The organism is Brucella pituitosa (assembly GCF_003049685.1).
GTDB classification, from domain to species: Bacteria; Pseudomonadota; Alphaproteobacteria; order Rhizobiales; family Rhizobiaceae; genus Brucella; species Brucella pituitosa.
The window spans coordinates 329,645-356,411 of sequence record NZ_PYSY02000002.1; the positions used below are offsets into that span (position 1 = coordinate 329,645).

Consider the following 26,767-nt stretch of genomic DNA (forward strand, 5'->3'; position numbering starts at 1 on the left):
AATGATATAAGTAATATTGCACTTTCGGTCTCTTCAAAATATGGTAAGGCCAATTTGGGAGAGAGCATGAGCGAGCATATCGGCTCCGTGGAACCACGGAGGCTTTACCAACAGATTGCCGACCGGGTCAGGCTGCTGATCCGCGAAGGGCATTTTCCGGCGGGAAGCAGGCTTCCCGCTGAACGCGAACTCGCGCATCAACTGGGCGTGTCGCGCCCGTCATTGCGTGAAGCACTCATCGCACTTGAAATTGCAGGTAATGTCGAAATTCGCATGGGTTCCGGCATCTATGTTGCTGCCGAAGAAACGCGGCTTCCGGCACAAGGCGGCTCAATTGGCGAAAGTCCACTTGAAATCATGCAGGCGCGTTCACTGGTAGAGGGTAGCGCTGTACTGATGGCTTGCAGCCATATCACACTCGACGCGCTGGAGCGGCTGCGCGGTAATCTCGATGCCATGCGGTTGCAGATCGAGGCTGAACGCAAACCTATTGAATTGGATCGGCAGTTCCATCTCATTATTGCCGAGCAGTCCGGTAATTCGGTTGTGACGCGTATTATACGCGACCTGTTTGACGAGCGGCATAGTCCGCTCACGGCGCAGATGCGTACGCGTTACGAGAATGCCGAAACATGGACATTTGCTTTGGCGGAACACGAGAAGATTTTTGCTGCACTGGAGGCGCGGGATCCGCTTCTGGCACAGGCAGCGATGCGAACACATTTGGATACATCAAAGCAGCGATGGATGGAAAACGAGCCCAGATAATGAGGCTCATATTGGTCGCTGTGGCGGTTTTGGGAGTGAGGTCAGAACAATGAACGATAAGGCTGTCTCGGCTGTAACGCCGGTAATCCTTTTGCATCCGTCCGACGATGTGGCGGTCGCGCGTATTTCGGTCCGTGCAGGCGACCCGATTGGGCTTGGCGATATCATCGCACGTGATCTGATCGGGCGTGGTCACAAAGTGGCTTTGCATGCCATTCCGCAAGGCAAGGAAGTCCTCAAATACGGGCAGGTGATTGGTGTTGCCACGCAAGATATTGCGGTTGGCGAGCACGTGCATCTGCACAACCTCGCAATGCTGCCTTCCGAGCACGAACACCAGTTTTCTGTCGATATCGAAGAACGCGGGATGCTGCCGGAAGAGAAACGTCGCCAGTTCATGGGTTATGATCGCGGCTTCGGTGGTGTCGGTACGCGTAACTATATCGGCGTCATTTCATCGGTAAACTGCTCGGCCACGGTTTCGCGCTATATTGCGGATTATTTTAACCGCATGGGCGGTCTCGATGGTTTTGAGAACGTCGACGGCGTGGTCGCACTGACGCATGGCAGCGGTTGTGCGCTCAACACCAAGTCGGAAGGCTATCGCCTGTTGACCCGCACCATTCAGGGCTATGCCAAGCATCCGAATTTCGGTGGCATTCTGTTGATCGGTCTTGGTTGCGAAACCAACCAGATCGCGCCGATCATGGAACATTATCGCATGGAAGAAGGTGCACGCCTTCGCACTATGACGATCCAGCAGCATGGCGGTACGCGCAAGACAATCGATCATGCGATTGCCGAGATCAAGGAAATGCTGCCGCTCGTGAATTCTGCCAAGCGCACGCCGCAGCCTTTATCGAAGCTGAAAGTAGCGCTCGAATGCGGCGGCTCGGATGGTTATTCCGGCATTTCTGCAAATCCAGCTCTGGGCTATGCCTCCGATTTGATCGTACGCAATGGTGGCACCACCGTTCTGGCAGAAACGCCTGAGATATATGGCGCTGAACATCTGCTGACACGGCGTGCGGTAACGCCAGCAGTTGCGGAAAAGCTGCTTCACCGCATTGACTGGTGGCGCGATTACACGGCTCGCAACGGTGATGAGCTCAACAACAATCCATCGCACGGAAACAAGCTTGGTGGCCTGACCACTATTCTCGAAAAATCGCTGGGTGCCGTTGCCAAGGGCGGCTCCATGCCTCTCAAGGCTGTCTACGAGTTTGCCGAAACCGTAACCGAACAGGGTTTCACTTTCATGGACACCCCGGGTTACGACCCGGTTGCCGTGACGGGGCAGGTGGCTGGCGGCTGCAATGTGATCTGCTTCACCACAGGACGCGGATCGGTTTCAGGCTTCAAGCCTGCACCCTGCATCAAGATCGCAACCAATTCCGAAATGTATGAACACATGAAGGAAGACATGGACTTCAATTGCGGTGGCATCGTCACGGGCGACGAAACCATCGAAGAGTCCGGCACGCGCATTTTTGAACACATTATCGCGGTGGCTTCCGGTGAGCAGACGCTCAGCGAAATTTACGACTATGGCGATAACGAATTCGTGCCATGGCAGGTCGGAGCCGTAACCTGATCCGCCCCATGCAATAAAAATGACAGGAATATTCTGATGGTCAAAGCTCTGCGTATCGAGAGCGAAAACGTTACCCGTTTTGCTGAAATTCCCGAAGCACCACTTCTGCCGGGCCATGTCCGTATCAGCGTGCGTCACGTGGGACTTTGCGGCAGCGATCTGAATACGTTCAAAGGGCTAAATCCACTCGTGGAACTTCCCCGTATTCCGGGTCACGAAATTGGTGGCGAGATCATCGAGGCAGGTGAGGGCGTGAGTGCTGCCTACGCCAAGGGCAAGCGCGTTATCGTGCTGCCTTACACCAATTGCGGCACCTGCTCGTCGTGCCGAAAAGGCAGATTGAATGCCTGCCGTTACAACAAGACGCTCGGTGTTCAGCAGAATGGTGGACTGGCAGAACAGATCGTACTGCCTGCCGAAAAGCTGATCCTGAATGATACGCTTGCGCCGCGTCATCTCGCACTGGTCGAACCGCTTTCGGTTGGTTTTCATGCGGTAGAACGCGGACGCGTTCAGGCTGGTGATACGGTCGCGGTTCTTGGCTGTGGCATGATCGGCATGGGCGTGCTCATTGGTGCCGTTGCGCGTGGTGCCAAGGTTATCGCGATTGATCCAAGTGCGGAAAAGCGTGAACTGGCTCTGAAGTTAGGCGCAACGCACGCTCTGCCGGGTGGCGAGGATGTCGTTGCCAAGGTGCAAGAACTGACCAGCGACGATGGCGTTGATGTGGCCTTTGAAGCGGTCGGATTGCCGATTACCTTCACGCAGGCTGTTGATCTGACGGGCTTTGCCGGTCGGGTTGTTTATGTCGGCTATTCCAAATCGCCGGTGACCTATCAGACCCAATTCTTCAATCTCAAAGAACTCGACATCATGGGATCGCGCAATGCGACACTCACTGATTTCGAAGCCGTTATCGCGCATCTGGAAAAGCTGGGGAACGACGCAGACCAGCTTATCTCGAAGGTGTTCCCCTTTGAGGATGCCGAACAGGCGCTGCCTTATTGGGATGGCGACCGCAACGTTCTGAAGATCATCATCGAACGTTACTGAAATCGAAGCGCATCTCCGTGCCAGGGAAGGAACGGCATGGAGATGATGCGGAGGAAACCGGCCTTAAGGCCATAAGTTGAGGACCCTAACGGGAGGATACCCATGAAGAAGTTTGTTACCGGCGCGATCGCGGCTGGCATGTTGCTGGCTGGAAGCATCGCTGCATATGCTGCGAATGTCTCGATCAAGGTTGCCTATGAAAACAATCCCGGCGAGCCTTTTGATCAGGTTATGCATTATTGGAAAGACGATCTCGCAAAGCGCAGCAATGGCGAAATCACGCTTGAGCTTTATCCAAGCTCGCAGCTCGGCTCCAAGAAAGATGTGACCGAGCAGGCCATGATGGGCCTCAACGTCGTGACCATTTCCGACGTCGGCTTTCTGGCCGAATATGACCCAGACCTCGGCGTGCTCTACGGTCCGTTCCTGACCGATGATCCGGCACAGCTTTTCAAGGTTTATGACGGTCCCTGGTTCAAGGAGAAGAGCGAAGAACTGAAAAAGAAGGGCATTCACATCGTAATGCCGAACTATCTTTACGGTATTCGCCAGATCATTTCCAAGAAGCCTATCCGTACGCCGGAAGACCTCAAGGGTATGAAGATCCGCGTGCCTAACAACGTCATGCAGATCAAAACCTTTGAAGCTATGGGTGCAACACCGACGCCGATGCCTCTGGGCGAAACCTTCCCAGCGCTCGCGCAGGGCGTGATTGATGGCGTTGAGAACCCGATTTCGGTTCTTTACGGCCAGAAGTTCCAGGAAGAAGCCAAATATCTGAGCAAGGTCGGCTATCTGACCAACGTTGCGCTCATCGTCGGCGGTGAAGCCTTCTTCTCGACGCTGCCGGAAGAACAGCTCAAGATGATCCATGAATCTGCTTACGATGCAGGTCTCTACAGCCAGAAGCTGACGATCGAAAAAGACAATGAAATGATCGAAAAGATGAAGGAAGCCGGTGTCGAGGTGATTGAAGTCGACCGTGCTCCTTTCAAGGCGCTTGCTGAAAAGGTCTACACGCAGTTCCCGGAATGGTCGCCAGGTCTTTACGAAAAGATCAAAGAAGAGCTGAAGAACTGACACATCTTAATTCGGATATTGCCATGTCGCAGTCTTACTGCGGCATGGCTCGATTATGGAATTTAATCCGATGAAACTTTTTGAAAAACTGATCGACTGGCTTGCAGCCGCTCCGCTGTTCATTCTGCTCGCGCTGTTTAATGTGGCGGTAGTGATGCGCTACTGGCTTCACCAGCCACTGCAATGGACGGAAGAAATTTCCGGCTTGCTGATGATCTGGATCATCATGCTTGGCAGTGTCGCAGCGGAACGCGACAACCAGCATCTTGCTATTCCGATGCTTGTAGAGATTCTGCCCGAAAAGGTCCGCGATGTGATTAATTCAATCATCTCGATCCTTTCTGGTTTGTTTCTGCTCTATGTGTCCTATGCCGGATACAAGCTGTCGGTAGCCGCTCAGTTCAAGGTGACTGACGTGCTGCGGATTTCCTATTACTGGATCGATATCGCAGTGCCTGTCGGTTTCGTCATCATCGCTCTTTACATGTTTACTGGCGCTTTCAAAACCTTGCGCGCCGCTTTTGCGGGAGGCAAGGCATGAACCTGACCACCATCGTTCTCATCATGCTGGCGCTGATCGCGCTCAACATGCGCCTTTACGTGGCCATTCTGATTGCGGTCTTTACCTATTTTATCTTCTTCAATCAGATGCCGATTGCAATCGCAGTTCAGCGGTTCATCAGCCCTGCCCAGAACACGTCGCTGCTTGCTATTCCGTTCTTCATCATGCTTGGTACGGTGATGTCACATACCGGCATTGCGGAACGTCTGATCAAAGTTGCAGATATTCTGGTTGGCCGTATGCGCGGCGGCATGGCGCTTACCAACATCATGGTTTCGACCCTGATGGGCGGTGTCAGTGCATCCAATCTGGCCGACAGCGCCATGTTGACCCGTATGATGGTGCCGGAAATGGTCAAGCGTGGCTATGACAAGGCATTCTCATGCGCGGTCACAGCAGCTGGTTCGCTTATCACTCCGATCATTCCTCCGGGTATCGCGCTGATCATCTATGGCCTGATTGCGGACGTTTCCATCGGCAAGATGTTCATGGCGGGTGTCATTCCGGGTATTCTCGGTGCCATCATCCTGATGTTTGCTGCTTATATCACCTCCGTGAAGCGTGGCTACAAGCCAAGTCGCGAGAAGCGAATGAGCGGTGCCGAGGTTGCATCCACACTTGCCTCTGCCTGGCCTGCTGTCGTGCTTTTGCTTGCAATCATTGGCGGTATTCGCCTCAACATCTTCACGCCGACAGAAGCCGGTGCTGTAGCGGTTACTCTGGTGCTGATTATCGGTTTTGTGATCTATCGCGAAATGCGCGTGTCGCATGTGGTGGATTCCCTGATCGAAACTGCCAAGTCCACAGCTTCGGTCATGCTGGTTATCATGGCGTCGTCAGCACTTGCCTGGGTGTTCTCGCTTGAGCAAGCCGGACAGTCGCTGATGCAGCTGATCTCGTCGTTCACCAGCAATCCTTACGCGTTTCTGTTGGCAGTCAATGTGATCCTGCTCGTGCTCGGTGCGCTGATTGAGGGCACTGCCCTGATGATTGTTCTGGTGCCGCTCCTGATGCCGACGGTAAAGGCTCTGGGCATCGATCCAGTACATTTCGGTATTATCGTCATTGTGAATCTGTCGATAGGTACGCTGACACCACCGGTTGGTACGGTCATGCTGATGGTGTGTAATATTGCGAAGGTCAGAGTGGGCGATTTCACCCGTCAGGCGTTCAGCATGTATCTGGGGCTGTTTATTTTGTTGGCTCTGATTACATACGTGCCTATGATCTCAACATTCCTGGCGCACTAAAAAGTAAAGCGCGGGAAAATTCCCGCGCTTTCTAGAGCATTTCCTGTTTTTCTTGAATCATTGGAAATGCTCTATCTCTTTGTTTTTTCTCATTATCCGACGCAAAACCGCTTCGCACTTTTGCTGGAAATGCTCTAATTCTATTACCAAGGGTTATCGACACGCGGCCATATTGGCCGCGTCATTTTTTGGTAATTCGTAGCTCTTGGATTGACCGGATAAGAACTCGGCGCATCAACATAGATGATCTCAGCCGCAATTGGCTCAAATCCCGCATGAAAATGATTGGTTGATTTGACGACCAGAATGTCTTTTAGCATCGGATCAATGCCGATATTGGAGAAAATATCCGGCTCGAATGTTTGCGTGCGGTTGGTGTTGAGAATGACATCTATCTCTGTCCCCTCAATTCGCACGACTGCCGAAGGTCCGAGCGTGACGCGACTAAGGCCAAAGCTCTGCCAGCCTTCGGGCAAAACTTTCATCACCGTCACGCGCGCATCAATCGGTTCTCCGGCTTGCGGACCAGATTTGCCGCCTATACGCAGATCAATCACTGCGCCTTCGCCTGCCGCATGGCAAAAAGTGACGGCCAGTGTATCCCATATGGTCGCAACAGCGGCTTTCTGGATGTTGCGCTCTATCAGCCTGCGCAGAATATGCGTGCCGTCGCCCGCAACACCACCACCTGGATTATCCCATACATCGGCAATCACTGCAGGCTTTGCAGGGTTGACGGTATGTGCTGCAATCGCACGGTCGATGCCATCGTCGATATTGTACATGGTCATCAATGTCTGCTCACGCATCCCGATAAGCTCTCGCCCCAGTTTTTCAGCGAGCGCATCGCCTTTTGCGCGGTCGTTATCAGTGACGACAAGAATACGTGTGCCCATTTCAGGGACATCTGCCGCCATGAAACCATGAATAACCGAGATGGAAAGTATGCCGTCCTTGCCATGCATGGCCTTTATGCGATCGATAAATGAGCGCATGGGTTCTTTGCTTGTCGGGAAAACCCCGATCATGCGGCAGTCGAAGGTAGAAATAACGGGCTTGATTTTGCCCTTCAATGTGTCAAGCGCCATAGACACGACATGTTCACCGCGCTCATAGAAATCCGTATGAGGAAATTCGAGGAAAGCGGCGTAAATATTCAGGTTTTCCACCCGCTTTTGCGTGAGATGACTATGCGGATCGAACTCGCTGGCGACCAGAATGTCAGGTCCCACGATTGCACGCACCCGTTCCAGCAAATCGCCTTCGCAATCGTCATAGCCTTGCGCGACCATGGCTCCATGCAGGCCAAGCACCACGGCATCGACCGGCATTGCAGCTTTCAACTGGTCGAGGATTTCATCGCGCAGTTCTTCAAAGGCTTGTTTCTGCAACAAGCCGCCCGGTTCCGCCCATGTGGCGGTGCCTTCGATAACGGTCAACCCTTCCGTAGCCGCTCGCTTTCGCAATGCAACAATTGGCGATGAACACAGCGTCGGCGTATCAGGGTGTTTGCCCGGTACCGCATAGAAAGCCATTTCAAACGACGCGCGGTCGGTTGGTACGGGCGAAAAGGTGTTGGTTTCAGTAGCAAGCGACGCGGTGAAAATACGCATATGGTCTGCCTGGGTTATTTTTGCGGTGCGTAAGCGATGGCTTCAATCTCGATCTTGATGTCAATCATCAGACGGGATTCGACCGTTGTGCGTGCTGGAGGATCTTTCGGGAAATAGGTTGCATAAACCGCATTCATACGCCCGAAATCACGCGCATCTTCGAGCCAGATGGTCGTCTTGACGACATCTTCCATGCTAGCCCCTGCAAGGGCTAATGCTGCTTTGACATTTTCGAGCACCTGCGCGGTTTGCGCTTCGATGCCGCCTTCGACAATCCTGCCATTTGCTCCCATAGGCACCTGACCGGAAATATAGACGGTGTCGCCAGCGCGCACGGCGGGAGAAAGCGGCACATGTGATGCGCCGAATGCCTGTTTCTTGGACATGTTGAACTCCGCTTATTTTACAGCGCCGAGCGAAAGACCTTTGATGAGGTAACGCTGCAGCCATATGAATAGGATCGCGACGGGTAGAGTGGCGACGAGTGTTGCGGCCATGACATAGTGCCATTCAACGGTGTAGCGGCCCGCCACCAACGAGAAAACCTGGATTGGAAGCGTATAGCTGCTCTGACTGCGCAACATGGTAAGCGCCACCACGAATTCGTTCCATGCATTGATGAAAGTGAAGATCGCGGTTACGGCGATGGCCGGTATGCAGAGCGGCAGGAACACTTTGACGAGCGTTTTGAAGCGGCCAGCTCCTTCCATCCATGACGCTTCTTCAAGGTCTTTTGGAATGGTGTCAAAATAGCTCTGTAGCATCCAGACAGTGAAGGCGATGTTGAAGGCCATGTAAATCGCGCCAACCGCCGTAACACTCTCGATCAATCCGTAAGCTGCAAGCAGGCGGAACAGGCCAAGCACCAGCACGATTGGCGATATCATCTGCGAAATGAGCAGGAACTGACGGAATGCGCCGTGGCCCGCAAAGCGAAAGCGTGACATGGCATAGGCCGCTGGAATGGACACGATGATCGCTCCAACGGAAGCGATGACCGATACATAGAACGAGTTCAGCAATGCATTGCCAAAGCCGGTTCGCACCCACATTTCAGAGAAATTCTGCCAGCGGAATTCGCTTGGCCACCATGTTGGCGACAGGACTTCCTGAGGTGGCTTAACTGCGGTCAAAAACATGACCGCAAAAGGAAACAGCGTCAGCACGATCAGCGGAGCGAGAATGATCCAGGCAAGGATGGTGCGTTTGATTTTGGATGCGATCATGTGCGTTCGCTCCGCATGGATAGCCGGATATAGAAGGCTGTGAAAACCAGAAGGATGGCGAGCATGATCAGCGAGACCGCCGAGGCTTCACCGAGTTTTCCGAGCCTGAAAGCCAGCTTGTAAAGGTGGGTCACAAGAATATCGGTCGTGTTTGCCGGTCCGCCCTGGGTCATTACCCAGATGATCGGGAACGAATTGAACACATAGATCGTGTTGAGCACGATTGCGATGTTCACGAATGGCTTGAGTAGCGGCAAGGTGATTTCACGAAACTGCTGCCAGAGACTGGCACCTTCCAAGGAAGAAGCTTCGTAAAGATCGTCTGGAATGGAAGAGAGGCCGCCTAGAAAAATCGTGGTTGTGAACGGCACGGTCACCAGAATACCAACCAGCACCTGCATTGGAAAGGCGGTGGTAGCGCTGGCCAGCCACTGAATATTGCTGTCGATAATGCCGAGATTGCGCAGTGCGGAGTTAAGCATTCCGCTTTCGCCGTTCAGCGCCCAGCGCCAGACAATTGCCGTCATGGTCAAAGAGACAGCCCATGGCAGCATAACGATGACGCGTGCGACGGATCGACCGTAAAAATCCATATTCAGGATGATCGCGACTGGTATCGATACGACAAGGGCACCGCCAACAACGGCTACGGTCCATACGGCTGTTCGCCACAATGCATTCAGAAAATCGGGTGATGCGAAAAGGGCAGTGAAGTTTGCACCATCGTTGAAATCGCGCAATTGCCCGAAACGGTTCACATCATGGGTGGCGATCTCAAAGAGATGCACGACCGGCCAGAAGATCACTACCGCAGCCAGCAGCAGGCTTGGCAAGATCAGAAAATAGGGCAGGGTGCGATTTTGCATCGGCCAAAAATTCCACGGAATAAAAGGGACCCGGCAGCAGAACAGTTTAAACTGTCTACAGTTTCCGTCCGCTGCCGGGGTGATGGGATTACTTCTTCAGGATTGCATCCGCCTTGGCGGCAGCTTCCTTAAGAACAGCTTCCGGTTCGCCCTGACCAAGATAGATGCTCTGCATCGCATTGGACGTGATATCGGCGATTTCTTCCCAACCCGGAATGATTGGCGCAAAGCGCGCATCAGGAAGCAGGGCAGTGAAAGCAGCGAGATCGGCATTATTGACGTAATAATCCATCTTCGCTTCTTCCTTGTTTACAGGCAGGAAGCCTTCACCCTGTGTAAACTTGGCGCGCCATTCTGTTTGGAACAGGAAGTCGAGAACTTTCCAGGCCTCTTCCTTGTTCTTCGAGTTCTGGAACATGATAACGGAGTCCGTTACGCCATAAGTGCCGCGAGCACCCGTTGGACCAGCAGGAATTGCAGTCACACCATATTTCAGATTTGGTGCTTCTTCCTTGATCTGGTTCGACAGGAACGGCGCGGTGATCATCATGCCGACCTTGCCCTGCTTGAAGAGATTCTGTACATCTTCACGAGCATAGGAGGTGACACCTGGTTGTGTCAGGCCGCCATCAATCATCGACTTATAGAGCTTGGCTGCTTCAAGAGCGCCCGGCGTGCTCAGGCCTGAAGTGCCATCCTTGTTGAGGATTTCCGCACCCTGTGACCACATCGCGTAATAGTAATAAACGTCAGTTTCGATTTCTTTGCCCTGAAGGCCGAAACCATAGTTTTCACCACCAAGCGCTTTGATCTTTTCAGCAGCAGCTTTGACTTCATCCCAGTTTGCAGGAGGGTTGGCGACGCCAGCTTTCTCCAGCAGATCCTTGTTGTAGTACATAGCGCGTGCAGATGCTGCGATCGGCAGGCCGTATGTCTTGTCTTCCAGCACCGAAGGCGACAGGAATGTTTCGATGAAACGACCCTTGAATGCATCGTCCATATAGCCGTCAAGCGGCTCCGCGATGCCCTGCTGTACGAAGTCGATCAGCCAGCGCGTACCAATGATCGAAAGATCGGCATTGGTGCCAGCTGAAATGTCGGTGGTTAGTTTCTGCAGAAGTACGTCCCATGGCACGACTTCAAAATTAAGCGTGATGCCGGGGTTTGCGGCTTCAAAAGCCTTCTTTACTTCCTCAAAATATGGGCCGGTCTTCGAGCTGTACTCAGCGACCGTCATACGCACTTCGCCGGCCTGTGCGGCTGAACCAAGTGCCAGAATGCTCAATCCAGCCAAAAGGCCGGCCTTCCATTTATTGATAGACATTTTCCCGTTCCCTTGTTTGCCCATGCTTCATGTGAAGACGTCTTGATTTTTGTTATTTTCTTACATTATCGGCAAATTTTGCGCTTTCAAGTAAAAAGTTTTGTTGCAAACTTACATTTTCACTTTTAGGCTGGCCTGAATAAGTATGCGCGAAAAGTGCTTTAAAAGGGGAAGAGAGTGGAGCATTCAGGCGAATTTGCCGGAAAATCCGTATTGATTACCGGTGCCGGGGGCGGTGTCGGCACTGCGCTTGTGAAAATGTTTTCATCGCGCGGGGCAAAAATTATCGGCTGTGATTCCACTCTGGATGTCATGCAGGCTGATAATTTTTACAGTCGTCATGCATTTGACCTGCTTGACCGCAACTCGCTGCAGTCTGCCGTAAACGCCATTACAGATGCCGACGGCGTGCCTGATATTGTTATCAACAATGCCGGATGGACCCGGGCTGAATCATTTGAAGAGCTTGATCAGGCGCGAATCAATCAGGAGATTGATCTCAATCTCACTGGGGTCTGTTCGTTTTCTGCAGCGCTTGCACAGAAGATGGCGGCCAATGGCCGTGGTGCTTTTGTCTTTATATCCTCGGTTAACTCGCTTTCGCATTTCGGCAATCCAGCCTATGCGGCAGCCAAGGCCGGCATAAACGCTTTCGCACGCGCTCTTGCAGTTGAATATGGGCAACAGGGATTGCGTGCCAATGTGGTGTGCCCTGGCTCAATCCATACACCGGCATGGGATCATCGCATCAAGAATGACCCTGCCGTTTTCGACAAGCTCAAGCGTCTTTATCCGCTGGGCCGTATTGTCAACGTTAATGAGGTGGCCGAAGCGGTTGCCTTTCTCGCATCTGACCGGGCGTCCGGCATAACCGGCACAATTCTGCCCGTTGATGCCGGACTGATGGCCGGTTGCAGGCCTTTTATTGAAGATATCTTAGGTGGGAACTGAGTGATGAAAAATGTTTCCCTGCGTGGAATTACCAAATCTTTCGGACAGATGAATGTTCTGGATCGCGTTGATCTGGAGATTGAGGATGGCGAGTTTCTCGTCCTCGTTGGTCCGTCCGGCTGTGGTAAGTCCACACTTTTGCGTATGGTTGCGGGACTGGAGCCGATTTCCAGTGGCGATCTGATCATTGGCGGCGAACGCGCCAATGAATTGCCGCCGCAAAAACGCAATATCGCGATGGTGTTCCAGTCTTATGCGTTGTTTCCGCATATGACGGCACGAGAGAATATCGGTTTTGGCCCACGCATTCGGGGCGAGGATAGCTCGACCACAGCAACAAAGGTGGACAAAGCTGCATCGATTCTCAATTTACACTCTTATCTCGACCGCTATCCGCGCCAGCTTTCAGGTGGTCAGCGCCAGCGTGTTGCGATGGGCCGGGCAATTGTGCGCGAACCATCAGTGTTCCTGTTCGATGAACCCTTGTCCAATCTGGATGCTCAGCTTCGAGTACAGATGCGTACTGAAATCAAGGCGCTGCATCATCGGCTGAAATCAACGGTAATCTATGTGACACATGATCAGATCGAAGCCATGACCATGGCCGACCGCATCGTTGTTATGAATCAGGGTAAGATTCAGCAGATCGGTGCACCGCTTGAACTGTATGATCGACCTGCAAACAAATTTGTGGCGGGGTTCATCGGATCACCGTCAATGAGCTTCATTCCGGGTGCTGTGATCGAGGGTGGCAAGTTCCGCACAACTGACGGCGAAGAGATTTCTACGCCGGGACGCAAGACATCGGAGCGTGGCGCGGAGCTGGGTATCAGGCCGGAAAATTTCATCATCGCGAAAGACGGCGAGGGGCTGACGCTTGCTATTGAGGTGGTCGAACCGACGGGGCCGGAAACCCATGTTTATGGAAAAATTGCCGGTGAAGCTGTGCGGGCTGTATTCCGTGAGCGAATTCACCTTGCACCGGGAGAGCGAGTCCCTGTAACGGCGAAGCCCGAACACATCCATCTCTTTGATAAGGAAAGCGGTTTACCGCTGTAGAACTCGTATGAGCAAGGTTGCGGACATCATCACAAGGCTTCATGCCGCAGCACAGGAGGGGTCGAAATCCGACCGTCGACTGGCTGCACTGGTGTTGTCTGATCCTGATTATGCATCCAAGGCGGCCATATCTGAAATCGCGGCTCGTGCTGAAGTAAGTGAACCAACAGTCACACGGTTCTGTCGTGGGCTGGGCTGCGACGGTGTGCGCGATTTCAAGTTTTTTCTGGCACAGGCACTGGCAATTGGTGGTCAATATCTGACGGCGGAAGCGCCCGCCCGCGATATTCGCGAGGCGCGTATCGCTGCGGCAGTTACAGATGCGGCGGTTGCGGCTATTCATCGTGCCAGCGATAATCTGGATATGTCTGTCGTCATGAAAATTGCCGAGCGGATAGCTGTGTCAGGCTCGGTTCTTTGCTTAGGCTCGGGCGGCATTTCTTCTATGATGGCGACAGAGTTGCAAAATCGACTGTTCCGACTGGGGATTCCTGTTCTGGCGCAGGTGGATGGGCAGTTGCAGCGTATGTACGCGGCAGTGGCGACGCGAGATACGACGGTAATTGCATTCTCGGTTTCGGGTTATGCCCGCTCTGTGGTCGAAGCGATTTTGGTCGCCCGGCAATATGGTGCGGAAACTGTGGCGATCACCGCGCAAGAATCTGATCTCGCAAAGGCAGCCAATACGGTCATTCCGTTTCAAGCCGATGAAGACGGTAATTTGTATAAGCCGACATCGTCGCGGTTTGCCTTGATGGCAATACTCGACATGATTGCGACTGCAACGGCTGAAGTTCATGGGCCGAAAGTGCTTGAGAGCCTGCGCCGCATCAAGCACAGTTTGAACACACTCAAGATAGACGATCCGCGCTTGCCCTTGGGTGACTGATGGGTGACGGATGGGAGACTGACCAATGACACGGCCTAAAACTGTCCACGAAATCGATACGCCTGCTATTCTGATTGATGTTAATCGTGTTCAGGCCAACATCAAGAAAGCGCAGGCTCATGCCGATGCGATTGGCGTAAAGCTTCGCCCGCACATCAAAACGCATAAACTGCCGTTCTTTGCGCGCCGTCAGCTTGAAGCGGGTGCTGTGGGGATTACCTGCCAGAAGCTTGGCGAGGCTGAGGTTATGGCAGATGCGGGAATTGTCGATATTTTCCTGCCCTATAATATTCTGGGTAAGGAAAAGCTCGACAGGCTCTATGCTCTTCATCAGCGCATCTCAATCTCCGTCACGGTCGATAACTCCACGAGCCTCGAAGGACTCGTATCGCGGTTTAACAATGAAGGGCGTCCGCTCACTGTATTGGTCGAATGCGATACCGGCATGGGGCGCTGCGGTGTTCAAACACCTGAAGAGGCGCTGGAACTCGCGCGTCAGATCGAGCAGAGTAAGGGGCTCAGGTTTGGTGGGTTGATGACTTATCCGGCGACGGGCAAAGCTGAACAGGCTGAACAATGGCTTGTTCAGGCACGTGATCTCCTCGCTGCGAACAACATCCAATGTGAAACCATTTCAAGCGGCGGCACGCCGGATATGTGGCGTTCTCCAAAGGAGAGCGTGATCACGGAATATCGGCCTGGCACTTATATTTATTTCGACCGCTATCAAGTCGCAAAGGGAGCGGCAACGCTCGATGACTGCGCATTGACCGTGCTGTCAACAATCGTCAGTCACCCGACACCTGATCGTGCGATTATCGATGCCGGTTCCAAGGCGCTTTCAAGCGACACTCTCGGTTTCGCTGATTTCGGAGAACTGGCCGGGAGGACTGATGCTCGTGTCACAGGCCTAAGTGAAGAACATGGTACGCTTAAGGGCGATATTACCGGGTTGAAAGTGGGTGACAAGGTGCGGGTCATTCCCGATCATGTCTGTGTGGTGTCCAATCTCTTTGATGAGGTGCATCTCATATCTGGCGATGATGTTATCGACATCTTGCCGGTGGCTGCACGTGGAAAGCTGAATTAATTAGGGGGGCGAGTATGAAAGAAGTCATCAATCCATTTGCAGGCGACAAAGATCGTGGGCAGATTTGGGAAATGCTCGTGCGCCGCGATATCGAGGCATTTGTAGGCCAAAACTGGGCGCTTGTTGCCGATGATTTTGATGAGGCGCGGTTCTTGGGCATTCATGCGCATGGAGAGGCTAATCCTGATAAGTGGGATGCGGCTTTTCCAACCTTGACCGCCTATCGCGATGAATGGTTGCGCCAGGCTGCCGAGAGTGCGGCGACTGAATATGCCGAATCTCTGGCTGACGGCGTGTTCCGCGCAACGAATCTTGGCGTCATTGACATCAATGGCGACGTTGCTGTCGCGCGCAAAAAGTTCGATGGCACGATCAAAAAAGCAGATGGAACCCATGATCGGCTGGATTGGCAGACACTTTATTTTTGCCGTCGGCACGGAGAGCGTTGGCGTATTACGGGCTTCATTGGATATATGGTTAATAGCTAATTCAGCCCGGTTTGAACGGGAGGATTTTATGGGCGCGGATCGCTTGATCTGCGCCCATTTTTCTGGCAAATGGCGTCAGATAAGGCAAAAGTATAATCACACAAATTTACTGCAATTAAGAGAAATTATATTCTACGAATACTAAATTGCCTCATGTCGCAGCTAATTGCATATTTGTCGCAGCCCGCTCGTGTGCAGCGCTTTCACAGGATTACTATTATTGGCAGGCTAGCCGATTATTTCTGATAATCGGATGTGTCGGTTAGTCCGCATATTTCGTCGCGCAACCCATCAAAAACAAACAAGGGGACGGGTCGCGCAAAGATGAATCCATGACTGTGGGTGGACATGTCGGGAAATGGTCTATATAAATACGTCACACCAATCGCTAATCATTCTCTGTGGGTCGTTCGCTGCCTGCAAGTTGCGCATGTCCAATTCGCGCAAGAATGAAGAAATAATGATGTTAAAAAGGAGATTAAACCTGCCTGCACAGCGGGGTTAAACATAATGCATGGTATTTTATACAAGGAAGATAGTATGAAGTCGCCTGCTAAGACAAAGATAAGCTTGAATGGCGTGTTTAAAGTCTTCGGCGACGATCCGGAGCGCGCAATGCAGGAATTGCGTGCAGGTAAATCAAAAGCCCAGATTCATAGTGATCATGGTGCTACAATCGGCGTAGATGACGCGACCTTCGATATTAAAGAGGGTGAAGTATTCGTCATTATGGGCCTCTCAGGCTCAGGTAAATCCACACTTCTGCGCCTGCTCAATCGCCTTATCGAACCGACTGATGGTTCCATCGAAGTTGATGGTCGTGACATTGTCAAAATGTCGAAGCGCGAGCTGATTGATCTCCGCCGCCGCGACATGAGCATGGTGTTTCAGTCTTTTGCGCTGCTTCCCAATCGTACGGTGCTGAACAACGCTTCTTTCGGCCTCGAAGTGGCCGGAATGGGTGAAGCCGAGCGCCACGAGAAAGCACTAAAAGCGCTGGCGGCTGTGGGGCTCGAACCCTATGCCAATAGTATGCCTGATCAGCTTTCAGGCGGTATGAAGCAACGTGTCGGCCTTGCGAGAGCGCTGGCGAGTGAGCCAACAATCCTCCTCATGGATGAAGCTTTCTCTGCGCTCGATCCTTTGATCCGCACGGAAATGCAGGATGAGCTGAAAAGGCTTCAAGCCGAGCATAGCCGCACGATTATCTTCGTGAGTCATGATCTCGACGAAGCCATGCGCATAGGTGATCGTATCTGCATCATGCAGCACGGTAAGGTCGTGCAGGTTGGAACGCCAAACGAAATCGTTTCCTCGCCTGCCAATGATTACGTCCGCTCATTTTTCCGCAACGTCGATGTTTCGCGCGTTTTCAAAGCGTCCGATGTCGCGCGGGACGACGAACTGATCATGTTCGATCCGGCACAGATGGCCTCCGCCCTTAAGCGTCTTGATGCAAGCGGACAGACATATGGCGTTTTGCTTGACGCTGACAGGATTTATCGCGGTGTCGTTACGCGTGATGCTCTTGCCAGTGGCAGTTTCAAATTGGGTGATGATCAACTTGACAGCGCCGCCGCTATACAGGCCGACGCGCCACTTTCCGGACTTTTGACGCGTGTCGCTGAAAGCCCATGGCCAGTGCCAGTGACTGATCGGAACAATCGATATCTCGGGGCGATCAGCAAGTCGGCACTCCTTGAAACACTCGGCCGTGCTGGCTGATTTTGACACGTATATGCCTGTCGGGCAAAAGCCCGGCATTTTACAGGATTGGTCCAATCCAGAGGCAACAAAATCTGAAATGGACGGTAAAATATGGATTTGAATTTTAGTATTGGCGGATGGGCAGACGTGGTGGTCAACTACATTCTTGACCACTTTACGCCAGCGCTCGATATGATCGCCGCCACAATCGGTTTCGTCACAGACGGAATTCAGAATACACTTCTTTCCATCCCACCTGTGGCGGGCATCGGAATTCTCACTTTGCTTGCGCTTTGGCGTGTGAGCTGGAAGTTTGCAATTTTCACCGCACTCGCACTGGCCCTCATCATTCATATGGGGCTGTGGAGTGGCACAATGGAAAGCTTGTCGCTGGTGCTGGCTTCCACAATCATCGCGGTGGTGATTGGTATTCCGCTTGGTATTGCCATGGCCCGCAGCGATACGGTGGCTTCCATCGTTCGCCCTGTGCTTGATCTCATGCAGACCATGCCTGCATTCGTATATCTCATTCCGGCAGCAATGTTTTTCGGTCTCGGTGCCGTGCCGGGTACGATTGCGACCGTGATCTTCGCGATGCCGCCGGTTGTGCGTCTCACCAATCTCGGTATTCGTCAGGTTCACGCCGAGTTCGTTGAAGCAGGATTGGCATTTGGCTGTACCTCGCGGCAGCTGCTGTTCAAGGTTCAGCTTCCCAATGCCATGCCATCAATCATGGCGGGTATGAACCAGACAATCATGCTGTCGCTTTCGATGGTGGTGATTGCATCGATGATTGGTGCTGGTGGTCTTGGGAACACGGTTCTTACGGGTATTCAGCGTCTCGATGTGGGCAAGGGCTTTGAGGGCGGTCTCGCCGTGGTCATTCTGGCAGTCATTCTTGACCGCATCACACAAAGCTTTGGCAAAGGAAATTCGGGGGGCTTGTTGGGCTTCTTCAAAAGGCTGTCCTTTATGAAAAAGACAGCGGGTGAGCAGTCCTCATCTGCGCTCCGCAAGCAGGAAGTATGAATAACAATAGAGCGCATCCCGAAAAGTGTGAAACGGTTTTCGGACAAAGATGCGCGTTAAAACAAATATTTAGAGCGCCGATCTGATCCATTCAGATCGAAACACGCTCTAAACGGGAACGACAGTTAATCGAAAAAGGAGAAGCCATGTTAGGAAAGCTGACAAAATTCGGTCTCGCAGCAGTAGTTGCAGGCAGCATGACTGCCGGAGCGGCTTTCGCGCAAGATAGCAAAACAGTCAAAATCGGCTGGGCTCCATGGTCTGATGCTGAATTTGTGACCAAACTTGCCGCAAAGCTTATCGAGGACAATCTCGGTCAGAAAGTTGAACTGGTGCAGACCGATGTTGCACCGCTTTACCAGGGTGTAAGCCGTGGTGACATTGATGCGATGATGATGGCGTGGTTGCCTGAAACCCATGCGGATTATTACAAGCGCGTCGAAGACAAGGTCGAAAACCTCGGTCCACTGTATGAAGGTGCGAAGCTTGGCTGGATCGTTCCGGACTATATTCCTGAAAGCGAAATCAGCTCGATTGAAGATTTGAAAAAGCCGGAAGTTCGAGAGAAGCTGAAGGGCGAAATTCAGGGTATCGATCCGGGTGCAGGCTTGACCCGCCTGTCGGACGAAGCAATCAAGAAATATGGACTGGACTATAAGCTGAATATTTCCAGTGAAGCCGCGATGTTGACGACTGTCGACCGTGCGACACGTTCCGATGGCTGGTTTGTTGCCACGTCATGGAGCCCACACTGGATGTTCGGCAAATATAAGCTGCGTTATATTGCTGATCCGGAAGGTGCATTGGGTGGCGCAGAACACGTCGATGCAATTGCACGCAAGGGCTTCAAGGAAGACAACCCTAAAGCAGCAGCATTTCTTTCAAAGATGAGCATTCCGATCAACGAGCTTGAAACCGCAATGTTTGAAGCGCAGGAAACATCTTATGAAAAGGCTGTCGACAAGTACATTGCCGAACATCCTGATCGGATCAAGGAATGGCTGGCTGAATAACAAATCGGTCGGCAATGAATAGAATAAAGCCCCGGCAAATGCCGGGGCTTTTTGCATTTGTGATGTTCAGTAAAATGAAAAGGAGCAGGCTCCTCCCCAAGAACCTGCTCCTTAATGCATCGCCCCCCGCCAAGGGTTGGTCGATGCTTGACGTAATACTATCAAGATTAGGACTAACTCATTGAGGTCGCTAAATCTTGTGTGGCAACTTTAACGCACGTTTTATTATGGATGCAACTAGATTCTGGCTCTTCTTATATCAAATTAGACATTTTTAGGGTTTGCCGGAAAAGCTGATATTTCTACGGGTTTTTCATTCAAGCCCGCAAGCGCGCAGAAAAAGCGTAGAAACTTCTTTTTCAATGCGATCAAGATCGAGCGGCTCGTCGTTGCTCAGTTCCATCATACTGCGGACCTGCGTTTCAAAATCTGCATAATGCTGGGTGACAGCCCATATATGCATTTGAAACAACAGCGGATCGACCGGCTTGATACGGCCATCATCTACCCATGACTGGATGAGCTTTACCGCGTTGTGCGTTGCATTGACATGCTTTGCCCAGTGACGGCGGAGATAGGGTGCACCGTTGGCAATTTCGGTGGTGAATAGGCGCGAGGCCTTGGGGTTATTCTGACTGTATACGAGCTTTGCTCGAATATATTGCCGGATCACCTTTGCCGGGTCTTCCTCGGAGCTGGCACCGAGGAAGATATCCTCCCACTCATCGAGGATGAAGATGATGATATCTTCGTAAAGCTCTTCCTTACTGGAAATATAGTAATGAAGCTGCGGCTTGGTCAGGCCTGCGCGATGTGCGATGCCCTGCGTTGATGCGCCCACCAGTCCTTTTTCCGCAAATTCATCGATAGCGGCTGTGCGAATAGCACCTTGAATGCGACGCCTGCGACCGAGAACCTTGTCTCGTCCGGTGAGTTCGTTATCGTCATTCTCGTTGTCGGTTGTCATATCCGCCAGCCAGGATCGGAAGGGAAGCCGCCCTGGCGGCTCCCCGATTTAGTTGGAGGCGCTTATTGGCCCAGTTGCTTCTTGATGTCGAGACCTGCGCCTTTGTTTACGAACGCATCGGTGGCAACTTTGGTCATGTCCAGTTCGTCGCCACTCACGATTCCGGACTTGCGCGCTAGCTCATAGAACTCCTTGACGCGGTTCATGTCGATTGCGCCGATGCCCTTTTCCAGCGTGTCACCGCTGTCGATAAGCTTTAGGTCCTTGAGGCGTGCAAGTTCGGCATCCAGCGTTTCCTTGCTCATGTCAGCGTTGTCCTTGAGGATCAGCTCATAAGCCTTGCTGTTGTCGCCATAGAGGAAGTTGGTCCAGCCTTCGATGGAAGCCGTCACAAAGCGCTGTACGAGGTCAGGGTTCTTTTCGATGAGATCCTGACGCGTTTCGATCGTGTTGGCATAGGTGCTGTAACCCTGATCAGCGAGCAGGAAGGTTGTGACCTTTGCGCCTTCTTTCTCTGCATAGATCGGCTCGGCAGTCGCATAGGCCTGCTGCACGGTCTTCTTGTCGCTGAGGAACTGCGCGAGGCTATAGCCATATGGACGAAGCTGCTCGTCCTTGAAACCGAAATCCTTTACCAGCCACGGCCAGAACGAGAACTGACCATCCTTGGAAATCAGGATGGTTTCCGCATTGGCGAGATCTTTGAAATCCTTGTATTCGCCTTCATGCGCCATCAGCGCCTGCGGATCTTTCTGATAGAAAGCCGCGACAACCGTTGTTGGCACGCCATTGGCAACATTGTTGAAAGACAAAAGCAGATTGCCGGTCAGCAGAAAGTCGAGACGACCAGCGGCAAGCATTGGACGGTTGTTGACCTGTGGCCCGCCCATTTCGATCTTCACGTCGAGGCCGTATTTTTCATAGGTTCCATCGGCGAGGGCCTGATAGAAACCGCCATGACCTGCCTGTGCCAGCCAGTTGGTGCCGAGCGTTACTTTGTCGAGCGCATAGGCCATTTGCGCGGAAAGGCCCATAGAGAGCGCAGCAAGAGCTGCGAGCGCTGCAACGAGTGTCTTTTTCATTTTGGTTCCCCTTGTTCTAGTTCTTCATTGCCATGTCGGCTGTCCAGCCGCGGGTTTTGCCGGGATTGAGCAGACCATAAGGATCGGCCTGCTTCTTGAATTCGATCTGCACGCTGTCGATTTCCTTCATGCCGCCGTCTTCGATCGTATAGGCGTGAGGATCGTAGATATCGCAGCCGTCAACCTGTTCCAGCTCTTCGATGAGGCGATACATTTCATCACGGCCTTCAAAGCGCACAAGCGGAAGTGCAAAAATTTGCACTTCGCCTTCAAGACGCGCCATTTCGTGATGCATATATTGCGTTTCGCCATAGCGTTCGATCTGTCGATTGACCAGTGCCACATCAAACGGGCGAGGGTAGGCAACCTGTAAATAGGTCCAGCCCGGTTCAGCTTTCAGCGCCTGAAGGGTTGTGTGGTTCCAACCACATTCATAGGCAGGCTGAAGACCTGCCTTGTGCAGTTCATCCAGCGTCATTGAGAACGAAACCTTGCCGCCGAACTCTGTGGCGAGCGTCTCAAAACGTGCCACTTCTTCCGGCGCTATCATCGCAAAAACCGCATCTTTTTCGGATGGGAAGAGTTCGCCAAATTTAGTGTAGAAGCGCGCAAAACGGCGATCCACAGTCGTCAGCAGATAGCAGTCGAGGTTGTCTTCCAGTGCCTTCAGGCAGAAGTTTAGCGTTGCCTCATAAGTATCGAATAATGCTGCCGTATGCACCCATTCTGTTGCTTTCGTCAGGCCGATTTCAAGCTCAAGAATAATGCCGTTGGTACCATAAGCGTGCTGCACCTTGTGGATGTCACGACCTGTCAGTTCGATAATTTTTGGTTCTGGTTCAACAGTGAGAACCTTCACGGAAAAGACGTTTCCATCGTCGCGCAACATACCATGGCGCAGCGAACCAATGCCGCCCGAACCGCCTGAGAAAAAGCCGCCAATAGTGGCGATGCGGCGGGTCGACGGATACATCAGCAGTTCCTGCCCCGTTTCGCGCACAGCATCGTCGAGGCGGGAAATACGTGCACCGCCTTCAACACGAACCTTGCCCGGCTCAATCGCGATGATGCGGTCGATCTTGGTCATATCAAGAATGACGCCGCCTTCAAGCGGAACGCATTGGCCATAATTGCCGGTGCCGCCACCGCGAACGGTGATCGGAATGCGAAGTTTGGCGGCAGCGGCTGCCACACGGCGCACTTCATCCTGATCTTTCGGGATAACGACGAGATCGCCGAGATAATGACCGATATCTTCGGTCAGGATCGGGCTGTACCAGAAATAATCGCGGGACCGCAGTTCGACCTGCTTAGGGTCGTCATAAATGCGGATACCTTCGATTTCGGCGCGAAATGCTGCCCAGTCATAGATGCGCTGTGGTGCGACAGAATTCATGGGGTTCTCCGATTAAATTATAGTTCCATCACGCCAGATGACGCGACGCGCCTGCGGACGGCTGATGAGGTCGTTAATGTCTGTGGCGTCATGCCAGATGAAATTCGCGGTCCCGCCTGCCGACAGCCCATGTACGCGGTCGCTTCCAATGAAACGGGCGGGTAGGGTGGTGATGCTGTCGAGCCATTCATCCGGCTCAAGATGGCAGACCGGGGCTGCGAGACGCAGAACCGAAAGCGGATCGTAATCGCCATAGGGATAGAAAGCGTCGCGCACATTGTCGGAGCCAAGCATGGCGTCCATACCCGCCCGACGCGCTTCTTTGAGCGGCGCTACACCGCGAAGGCGAGGCGACTTTCCGCCAAGCCTGTCTTGCAGATAAAGATTGGAAGTCGGCAGCGAAACGAGTGCGGTTCCCGCATCCGCTGCAGCATCGAGAATGCGGCTCAGTTCTTCCGGTGAACGCAGCGAAAGCGAGCAAGCATGGCCACAAAGGACACGGTCCGCCATCTTGTGGCGCTTGGTTGCAGCAACGATCAGCGAGAAGCCGTCAGCCTCCGGTTCAAGCCCTTCATCGACGTGAAAGTCGAGCTTGAGATCATACTGCACGGCCAGACGAAACATTGCTTCGATCTTGGCTTCCAGATCAGCATTGCGATAGAAGAAAGCACCGAGCACGCCGCCATCTTTTGCGACCCGTTCGGCAATCGCTGCTCCTGCGTTCAGCACAATATCGCCATGGATGAGGGCTGCAAGCTCAAGGTCGATGTGGTCTTTCCATTCCTGACGCAGCTCATTGAGAACTGGCCACGCGGTCGGCACATCAGACATTGTCCAGTCGACATGAGTTCGCATGGCACCAACGCCTTGCGCATAAGCTGCTTCAAGGCCGCGCGTAGCACGCGCGCGAATATCGTCGGCGTTCCAGTTTTGGCGATCAACGTTCATCAGATCGATGGCATCGAACAGACACTCGACTTTGGCGCTGCCGCGTTCGGCAATACGGCCAATCGTGAATGTCTTGTCGAGATGCACATGAACGTCTGCGAGAAGCGGTGTGATAAAACCGCCGCCTGTTGTTTGCGATGGCTTCAGCGATGCAATGCGCCCACCATCGATGCCGATGTCGTAGTGACCGCTCATGCTAGTAATGGCGACACCTCTTAACATATCAGCGTTCACGGCGGATCTCGCTTTCATGCCAGCGTCCAAGAACAAGGCGCGAAAGCCAGCTTGTGATAAGGAAAATCACAATGCCAAGCAACGAAACGAGGAAAAGTGCAGCAAACATGCGCGGGATTTCGTTGCGGAAGCTTGATTCCAGAATACGTGACGCGAGGCCTGTGCTTTGGCCAGCGCTGCCTGCAACAAATTCAGCCACTACAGCGCCGATCAGCGAAAGGCCACCAGCGATCTTGAGCGCCGCCATAAAGTAAGGCAGTGCGCTCGGTGCAAGCAGATAACGCAAGCGTTGCCACGGCGAAGCGCGATAGAGTTTGAACAGATCGCGCAGATTGTGATCCGCACTGCGCAGGCCGATGACTGTGTTTGACAGGATCGGGAAGAAGGCCACGATCCATGCGCAAATCAGCAGCGCCGAGAACGTATCGCGCACATAGATCAGGATCAGTGGCGCAATAGCGATAACCGGCGTTACCTGAAGAATAACGGCGAACGGGAAGAATGCCATTTCAATTGGTCGCGACAGCGCGAAGACCATGCCGAGCAGAACGCCGCCAACAATCGCGCAAAGCAGCGAGATCAGCGTAAGTTTGACCGTGAACCACATCGACGTCATCAGAGACGGTCCGTCTTTAATCAGTGTTTCACCGATGAGAGACGGGGCTGGGATCAGGTAATGCGGCACTTCATAAAAGCGCACCAGACCTTCCCAGATACCGAGAGCGATGATGATCGCAAGCGTCGGCATAATGATCCGCAGGTTGCGGTCTCTGCGGGCGAGGCGGTGTTGTTCGGAATTTAGAACAGGCAGTTGGGTTTGCATCTGGTTCATTTTCCCGCCCTCAATGGTCTATATCTTGCGACGAAAGCGTTGCGGTGAGTGCATCGGAAACGCGTGCGCAATCCTTTGCGTAAGCTTCCGTGGTGCGGAAGTTTTCAGCGCGTGGATAGCTGCCCTCAATCGCGATATCGGCAACCACGCGTCCGGGACGTGCGGCCATAACAATGACGCGGTTTGAAAGATAGACCGACTCATAGACGCTGTGCGTGACGAAGATCACGGTGAGACCGTGTTCCTGCCAAAGCCGCAACACATCGTTATTGAGCTTGAAGCGGGTCATTTCATCCAATGCTGCAAACGGCTCATCCATCAACAAAAGACGAGGACGCGTGACCAGCGCGCGGGCAATCGACACGCGCATTTTCATGCCACCGGAAAGCTCACGCGGATAGGCGCTGGCAAAACGGGAAAGCCCGACCTGCGTCAACACTTCTTCAACGCGCGGCGTGGCTTCTTTGCGAGAAAGACCGGAAAGACGAAGCGGCAGATAAACATTATCGAAAACGCTGGCCCACGGCATCAGCGTTGGTTCCTGAAACACGAAGCCGATGTCCTGCGCACCAACCGGACCCTTGCCCGGTGCGTGGCCATTGACACGAATGTCGCCTGCGGAAATGGATTCAAGGCCCGCGATCATACGCAGAGCCGTGCTCTTGCCGCAGCCCGATGGGCCGAGAAAGCTAACGAACTGGCCTTGTTCGATCTTGAGCGACATGTCGCTCACGGCCATGACGCCAGTGCCGTACTGCTTGTAGACGCTGTTAATCTCAATCAGGGAAGATGAAGCTTGCGAGTTGGGGGCCACGCTTATCCTCCTTACCAGGCAGGTTTGTTGGCGAGCCACGAGAGTGGCGCGCGTTCGATTTCATCCAGCACCTCAACCAACCTGTCGGCGGCGAAATCAATTGTCTTGCGACCTTTTTCGGCTGTAGCAAGCGTTGCATCGCCCGCCGCACCGTAAGGATTGATGTCCTGTATCTGCCAGGCGGGTTTTGCGCCGCCACTCAGCGAAAGATGCTTGTATTCGCTTGCAAAAGTTTCCGTAAGGGTACGGAAATCCTGCGCTTTTGACATGTCCACCAAATCCGGATGCAGTTCCAGCATAACCGATGTTTCCATGTCGCCAGCGTGAATGCCGTGCCTGAGATCGTGTTCGCTATAGATGCCTTCAGGCATGCCGAGGGCAAACCAGTTGACGCTGACCACCATCATGTCGTGCTTAATACGCAGCTCGCGTGCGACGATATCCATCACACTGATCTGTCCGCCGTGGCTGTTAAGCAGCACCATCTTTCGCACGCCGCTTGCGGCTACACAGTCGCCAATCTCGCACCACATACGGATGATCGTTTCAGCAGAGAAGGTCAGCGTGCCGGGATAACGGCTATGCTCATTGCTCTTGCCAATGGCTTGCGTGGGGAGAAACAGCGCGTGGCTTTCATCAGGCAGACGCGCGATGGTTTCCTTGACCATGCCGTCCACGATTGCCGCGTCGACTGCTACCGGCAAATGGGGACCATGTTGTTCAATCGCACCAACAGGCAGAACTGCCACGAGCTTCTCACGATCGAGGCGTGAGAACGCTTCGCTCGTATAATCGGACCAATATCGTTTCAAGGTGGCGCTCCTTGCTTGCTTGGGGGCTTGCTTTTGGGCTGGCTGCGGGCTGTGAGCTGCATGCTGAAGCACAGAACTTACTAAACAATCTGACCGATCGGTCAAACTAAATGTTTAAAA

At 53.0% G+C, this 26,767-nt stretch carries 26 protein-coding genes; 14 read left to right on the top strand and 12 right to left on the bottom strand.

Annotated features, from left to right (window positions below; all coding sequences use genetic code 11):
* Window positions 1–66 precede the first annotated feature (66 nt).
* From C9380_RS13875 to C9380_RS13900, 6 genes are all read left to right on the top strand, one after another.
* Window positions 67–768, top strand: a complete 702-nt coding sequence (locus tag C9380_RS13875; protein WP_024896382.1) for a FadR/GntR family transcriptional regulator — start codon at window positions 67–69, stop codon at window positions 766–768.
* A gap of 49 nt (window positions 769–817) precedes the next feature.
* Complete coding sequence (locus C9380_RS13880; protein ID WP_128093806.1) at window positions 818–2,362, top strand: UxaA family hydrolase; 1,545 nt, start codon at window positions 818–820, stop codon at window positions 2,360–2,362.
* Between the two features lie 36 nt (window positions 2,363–2,398).
* Window positions 2,399–3,415: a zinc-binding alcohol dehydrogenase family protein gene (locus C9380_RS13885; protein WP_100556912.1), complete on the top strand. Its 1,017-nt coding sequence runs from the start codon at window positions 2,399–2,401 to the stop codon at window positions 3,413–3,415.
* Window positions 3,416–3,517: 102 nt separating this feature from the next.
* Complete coding sequence (locus tag C9380_RS13890) at window positions 3,518–4,495, top strand: C4-dicarboxylate TRAP transporter substrate-binding protein (RefSeq protein WP_100556913.1); 978 nt, start codon at window positions 3,518–3,520, stop codon at window positions 4,493–4,495.
* A gap of 70 nt (window positions 4,496–4,565) precedes the next feature.
* Window positions 4,566–5,036, top strand: a complete 471-nt coding sequence (locus C9380_RS13895) for a TRAP transporter small permease (RefSeq protein WP_024896378.1) — start codon at window positions 4,566–4,568, stop codon at window positions 5,034–5,036.
* Window positions 5,033–6,307 (top strand): TRAP transporter large permease, encoded by a 1,275-nt coding sequence (locus C9380_RS13900; protein WP_100556914.1) that lies wholly within the window; start codon window positions 5,033–5,035, stop codon window positions 6,305–6,307. Before C9380_RS13895 ends, C9380_RS13900 begins: the two co-directional genes overlap by 4 nt.
* Before the next feature lie 143 nt (window positions 6,308–6,450).
* On the opposite strand, the gene C9380_RS13905 is transcribed toward C9380_RS13900, so the two are convergent.
* The 5 genes from C9380_RS13905 to C9380_RS13925 form a co-directional block, all read right to left on the bottom strand.
* Window positions 6,451–7,920, bottom strand: a complete 1,470-nt coding sequence (locus C9380_RS13905) for a M81 family metallopeptidase (RefSeq protein WP_128093807.1) — start codon at window positions 7,918–7,920, stop codon at window positions 6,451–6,453.
* Between the two features lie 14 nt (window positions 7,921–7,934).
* Window positions 7,935–8,306: a RidA family protein gene (locus C9380_RS13910; RefSeq protein WP_128093808.1), complete on the bottom strand. Its 372-nt coding sequence runs from the start codon at window positions 8,304–8,306 to the stop codon at window positions 7,935–7,937.
* A 12-nt stretch (window positions 8,307–8,318) separates the two neighbouring features.
* Window positions 8,319–9,146: a carbohydrate ABC transporter permease gene (locus C9380_RS13915; RefSeq protein WP_024896374.1), complete on the bottom strand. Its 828-nt coding sequence runs from the start codon at window positions 9,144–9,146 to the stop codon at window positions 8,319–8,321.
* Entirely contained in the window at window positions 9,143–10,012 is an 870-nt protein-coding gene (locus tag C9380_RS13920) for a carbohydrate ABC transporter permease (protein ID WP_024896373.1), read from the bottom strand. The genes C9380_RS13915 and C9380_RS13920 overlap by 4 nt, the downstream gene beginning before the upstream one ends.
* 88 nt (window positions 10,013–10,100) lie before the next feature.
* Window positions 10,101–11,336 carry an ABC transporter substrate-binding protein gene (locus C9380_RS13925; RefSeq protein WP_024896372.1) on the bottom strand — a complete coding sequence of 412 codons (1,236 nt, stop codon included), beginning with the start codon at window positions 11,334–11,336 and terminating at the stop codon, window positions 10,101–10,103.
* 177 nt (window positions 11,337–11,513) lie between these two features.
* On the opposite strand from C9380_RS13925, the gene C9380_RS13930 reads away from it, so the two are divergent.
* From C9380_RS13930 to C9380_RS13965, 8 genes are all read left to right on the top strand, one after another.
* The gene (locus C9380_RS13930) at window positions 11,514–12,287 is read left to right on the top strand and encodes an SDR family oxidoreductase (RefSeq protein WP_024896371.1); all 774 of its coding nucleotides are present in this window, start codon (window positions 11,514–11,516) and stop codon (window positions 12,285–12,287) included.
* A gap of 3 nt (window positions 12,288–12,290) precedes the next feature.
* Window positions 12,291–13,346, top strand: coding sequence for an ABC transporter ATP-binding protein (locus C9380_RS13935; RefSeq protein WP_024896370.1), 1,056 nt, complete (start codon window positions 12,291–12,293; stop codon window positions 13,344–13,346).
* Window positions 13,347–13,353: 7 nt separating this feature from the next.
* Window positions 13,354–14,235, top strand: coding sequence for a MurR/RpiR family transcriptional regulator (locus C9380_RS13940; RefSeq protein WP_100556920.1), 882 nt, complete (start codon window positions 13,354–13,356; stop codon window positions 14,233–14,235).
* A 25-nt stretch (window positions 14,236–14,260) separates the two neighbouring features.
* Window positions 14,261–15,325 carry a D-TA family PLP-dependent enzyme gene (locus C9380_RS13945; RefSeq protein ID WP_128093809.1) on the top strand — a complete coding sequence of 355 codons (1,065 nt, stop codon included), beginning with the start codon at window positions 14,261–14,263 and terminating at the stop codon, window positions 15,323–15,325.
* A 14-nt stretch (window positions 15,326–15,339) separates the two neighbouring features.
* A complete protein-coding gene (locus C9380_RS13950; RefSeq protein WP_100556922.1) occupies window positions 15,340–15,813 on the top strand; it encodes a hypothetical protein in 474 nt (157 codons plus the stop codon).
* Window positions 15,814–16,353: 540 nt separating this feature from the next.
* On the top strand, window positions 16,354–17,538 hold the full coding sequence (gene proV / locus C9380_RS13955; protein WP_024896366.1) for a glycine betaine/L-proline ABC transporter ATP-binding protein ProV: 1,185 nt from the start codon (window positions 16,354–16,356) through the stop codon (window positions 17,536–17,538).
* A gap of 93 nt (window positions 17,539–17,631) precedes the next feature.
* Window positions 17,632–18,549, top strand: a complete 918-nt coding sequence (locus tag C9380_RS13960; protein WP_024896365.1) for an ABC transporter permease — start codon at window positions 17,632–17,634, stop codon at window positions 18,547–18,549.
* A gap of 146 nt (window positions 18,550–18,695) precedes the next feature.
* Entirely contained in the window at window positions 18,696–19,562 is an 867-nt protein-coding gene (locus tag C9380_RS13965) for a glycine betaine ABC transporter substrate-binding protein (RefSeq protein WP_024896364.1), read from the top strand.
* A gap of 313 nt (window positions 19,563–19,875) precedes the next feature.
* On the opposite strand, the gene C9380_RS13970 is transcribed toward C9380_RS13965, so the two are convergent.
* The 7 genes from C9380_RS13970 to C9380_RS14000 all read right to left on the bottom strand — a co-directional run bounded on the left by C9380_RS13970 (window position 19,876) and on the right by C9380_RS14000 (window position 26,647).
* Window positions 19,876–20,529, bottom strand: coding sequence for a TetR family transcriptional regulator C-terminal domain-containing protein (locus C9380_RS13970; protein WP_105706216.1), 654 nt, complete (start codon window positions 20,527–20,529; stop codon window positions 19,876–19,878).
* 62 nt (window positions 20,530–20,591) lie between these two features.
* The gene (locus C9380_RS13975) at window positions 20,592–21,611 is read right to left on the bottom strand and encodes an ABC transporter substrate-binding protein (RefSeq protein WP_128093810.1); all 1,020 of its coding nucleotides are present in this window, start codon (window positions 21,609–21,611) and stop codon (window positions 20,592–20,594) included.
* Window positions 21,612–21,627: 16 nt separating this feature from the next.
* A complete protein-coding gene (locus C9380_RS13980; RefSeq protein ID WP_128093811.1) occupies window positions 21,628–23,007 on the bottom strand; it encodes an FAD-binding oxidoreductase in 1,380 nt (459 codons plus the stop codon).
* 12 nt (window positions 23,008–23,019) lie between these two features.
* A complete protein-coding gene (locus C9380_RS13985) occupies window positions 23,020–24,207 on the bottom strand; it encodes an amidohydrolase family protein (protein WP_247877599.1) in 1,188 nt (395 codons plus the stop codon).
* Window positions 24,179–25,021, bottom strand: a complete 843-nt coding sequence (locus C9380_RS13990) for an ABC transporter permease (protein WP_181152074.1) — start codon at window positions 25,019–25,021, stop codon at window positions 24,179–24,181. Before C9380_RS13990 ends, C9380_RS13985 begins: the two co-directional genes overlap by 29 nt.
* A 10-nt stretch (window positions 25,022–25,031) precedes the next feature.
* A complete protein-coding gene (locus C9380_RS13995; protein ID WP_024896358.1) occupies window positions 25,032–25,841 on the bottom strand; it encodes an ABC transporter ATP-binding protein in 810 nt (269 codons plus the stop codon).
* A gap of 5 nt (window positions 25,842–25,846) precedes the next feature.
* Window positions 25,847–26,647 carry a creatininase family protein gene (locus C9380_RS14000; RefSeq protein WP_128093812.1) on the bottom strand — a complete coding sequence of 267 codons (801 nt, stop codon included), beginning with the start codon at window positions 26,645–26,647 and terminating at the stop codon, window positions 25,847–25,849.
* Window positions 26,648–26,767 lie beyond the last annotated feature (120 nt).

What these genes read in the sequence shown, in the direction of transcription:
- C9380_RS13875 (WP_024896382.1), top strand. Translation starts at nt 67, where the DNA reads ATGAGCGAGCATATCGGCTCCGTGGAACCACGGAGGCTTTACCAACAG.
- C9380_RS13880 (WP_128093806.1), top strand. Translation starts at nt 818, where the DNA reads ATGAACGATAAGGCTGTCTCGGCTGTAACGCCGGTAATCCTTTTGCAT.
- C9380_RS13885 (WP_100556912.1), top strand. Translation starts at nt 2,399, where the DNA reads ATGGTCAAAGCTCTGCGTATCGAGAGCGAAAACGTTACCCGTTTTGCT.
- C9380_RS13890 (WP_100556913.1), top strand. Translation starts at nt 3,518, where the DNA reads ATGAAGAAGTTTGTTACCGGCGCGATCGCGGCTGGCATGTTGCTGGCT.
- C9380_RS13895 (WP_024896378.1), top strand. Translation starts at nt 4,566, where the DNA reads ATGAAACTTTTTGAAAAACTGATCGACTGGCTTGCAGCCGCTCCGCTG.
- C9380_RS13900 (WP_100556914.1), top strand. Translation starts at nt 5,033, where the DNA reads ATGAACCTGACCACCATCGTTCTCATCATGCTGGCGCTGATCGCGCTC.
- C9380_RS13905 (WP_128093807.1), bottom strand. Translation starts at nt 7,920, where the DNA reads ATGCGTATTTTCACCGCGTCGCTTGCTACTGAAACCAACACCTTTTCG.
- C9380_RS13910 (WP_128093808.1), bottom strand. Translation starts at nt 8,306, where the DNA reads ATGTCCAAGAAACAGGCATTCGGCGCATCACATGTGCCGCTTTCTCCC.
- C9380_RS13915 (WP_024896374.1), bottom strand. Translation starts at nt 9,146, where the DNA reads ATGATCGCATCCAAAATCAAACGCACCATCCTTGCCTGGATCATTCTC.
- C9380_RS13920 (WP_024896373.1), bottom strand. Translation starts at nt 10,012, where the DNA reads ATGCAAAATCGCACCCTGCCCTATTTTCTGATCTTGCCAAGCCTGCTG.
- C9380_RS13925 (WP_024896372.1), bottom strand. Translation starts at nt 11,336, where the DNA reads ATGTCTATCAATAAATGGAAGGCCGGCCTTTTGGCTGGATTGAGCATT.
- C9380_RS13935 (WP_024896370.1), top strand. Translation starts at nt 12,291, where the DNA reads ATGAAAAATGTTTCCCTGCGTGGAATTACCAAATCTTTCGGACAGATG.
- C9380_RS13940 (WP_100556920.1), top strand. Translation starts at nt 13,354, where the DNA reads ATGAGCAAGGTTGCGGACATCATCACAAGGCTTCATGCCGCAGCACAG.
- C9380_RS13945 (WP_128093809.1), top strand. Translation starts at nt 14,261, where the DNA reads ATGACACGGCCTAAAACTGTCCACGAAATCGATACGCCTGCTATTCTG.
- C9380_RS13950 (WP_100556922.1), top strand. Translation starts at nt 15,340, where the DNA reads ATGAAAGAAGTCATCAATCCATTTGCAGGCGACAAAGATCGTGGGCAG.
- proV (WP_024896366.1), top strand. Translation starts at nt 16,354, where the DNA reads ATGAAGTCGCCTGCTAAGACAAAGATAAGCTTGAATGGCGTGTTTAAA.
- C9380_RS13960 (WP_024896365.1), top strand. Translation starts at nt 17,632, where the DNA reads ATGGATTTGAATTTTAGTATTGGCGGATGGGCAGACGTGGTGGTCAAC.
- C9380_RS13965 (WP_024896364.1), top strand. Translation starts at nt 18,696, where the DNA reads ATGTTAGGAAAGCTGACAAAATTCGGTCTCGCAGCAGTAGTTGCAGGC.
- C9380_RS13970 (WP_105706216.1), bottom strand. Translation starts at nt 20,529, where the DNA reads ATGACAACCGACAACGAGAATGACGATAACGAACTCACCGGACGAGAC.
- C9380_RS13975 (WP_128093810.1), bottom strand. Translation starts at nt 21,611, where the DNA reads ATGAAAAAGACACTCGTTGCAGCGCTCGCAGCTCTTGCTGCGCTCTCT.
- C9380_RS13980 (WP_128093811.1), bottom strand. Translation starts at nt 23,007, where the DNA reads ATGAATTCTGTCGCACCACAGCGCATCTATGACTGGGCAGCATTTCGC.
- C9380_RS13985 (WP_247877599.1), bottom strand. Translation starts at nt 24,207, where the DNA reads ATGAAAGCGAGATCCGCCGTGAACGCTGATATGTTAAGAGGTGTCGCC.
- C9380_RS13990 (WP_181152074.1), bottom strand. Translation starts at nt 25,021, where the DNA reads ATGAACCAGATGCAAACCCAACTGCCTGTTCTAAATTCCGAACAACAC.